This window comes from Streptacidiphilus monticola (genome assembly GCF_042658505.1).
Taxonomy (GTDB): Bacteria; Actinomycetota; Actinomycetes; order Streptomycetales; family Streptomycetaceae; genus Streptacidiphilus; species Streptacidiphilus monticola.
On the sequence record NZ_JBHSQJ010000226.1, the window covers coordinates 1 to 1,351 of the forward strand.

The 1,351-nt window shown below is 68.5% G+C and carries 1 protein-coding gene; it reads left to right on the forward strand.

Going from position 1 to position 1,351, the window contains the following annotated elements:
- Positions 1 to 109: 109 nt before the first annotated feature.
- A partial coding sequence (locus ACFP3V_RS31465; RefSeq protein ID WP_380591150.1) for a DUF1906 domain-containing protein occupies positions 110 to 1,351 on the forward strand: 1,242 nt, incomplete at its 3' end.

A 1,351-nucleotide genomic window follows, 5' to 3' on the forward strand; every position in this document is an offset into this window, starting at 1 on the left:
ACACCCTCGGCGCCCGCACCCAGATCGGCACCAGCTGGTGACGCGCTCCGAGCCCCTCAGGTCCCCTCGACCACACCTCTCCACTCATCACACCCCGAAGGAATCCACCATGCCTGCCAGCACGTCGCGCACCAAGAAGTCCGTCCTCGCCGTCGCCATCGCCGCAGCCGCGGTCGCCGGCACAGCCGGTCCTGCGGACGCGGCCACGGCTGCCGCACACGGTGCCAAGGCTGGCGCGATCAAACAGGTCAGCTACCAGGGCTACCGATTCTCCGTGCCGCGCTCCTGGGCCGTGGTGGACCTGACCAGGAACCCTGACACCTGCGTGCGCTTCGACCGGCACGCTGTCTACCTCGGCCACCCGGGAACCAACCAGGCCTGCCCCAGCCACATGATCGGCCGCACCGAGGCCCTGTTGATCGAGCCCGCTACCAACCCCGCCGACAGCCGAGGCACCGTCACCAACTCCGTGGCGCACCAGTTCGATGTCACCGCAGCGCACGCCAACGTCACTGCCACGTTCGGCGGTTCTCGCGGCCTCATCGAGCGGATCCTGTCCGACGCCGGACTGCTCACGGCCCCGACCGGTTCGCACCCCACGGCCGGCCCGCGACGCGGTGCCATGGCGACCACCGGGGCACTCCCCGCCGCCGCCACCAACTACACCGGCAAGGGCTTCGACACCTGCGCCGCGCCCTCGTCCTCGACGATGAGCACCTGGATGGCGAACTCCCCGTACAGCTCCGTGGGCATCTACATCGGCGGCAGCGACCGCGGTTGCGCCCAGCCGAACCTGACGGCCTCGTGGGTGCAGACCCAGTACAACGCAGGCTGGCGCTTCCAGCCCATCTACGTCGGCGAGCAGGCCGCCGCCATCTCCTCGGCGGCCTCCGAGGGCACCGCCGCGGCGGACGACGCCGTCAACCAGGCCGCCACGCTCGGATTCGGCGCGGGCTCGACCCTCTACTACGACATGGAGGCCTACTCCTCCAGCTACAGCGGCAAGGTGCTGGCCTTCGAATCCGCCTGGACGAAGGAACTGCACGCCAAGGGCTACCACTCGGCCGTCTACAGCAGCTCCGACAGCGGCATTTCCGACCTCGTCAACAACTACGGCAACAGCTCCTACACCATGCCGGACGCCATCTACGACGCCCTGTGGAACAACACGGCCAACACCAGCGACTCGACGGTCCCTGCCGGGGACTGGAGCAACCACCAGCGCGTCCACCAGTACGGATCGGTGACCGAGACCTGGGGCGGTGTCACACAGTCCATCGACCAGGACTACCTCGACGTCCAACTTTCCGCCTCCAGTGCGCCGATGACGAATCTGGCGGCGGGTCGTCTG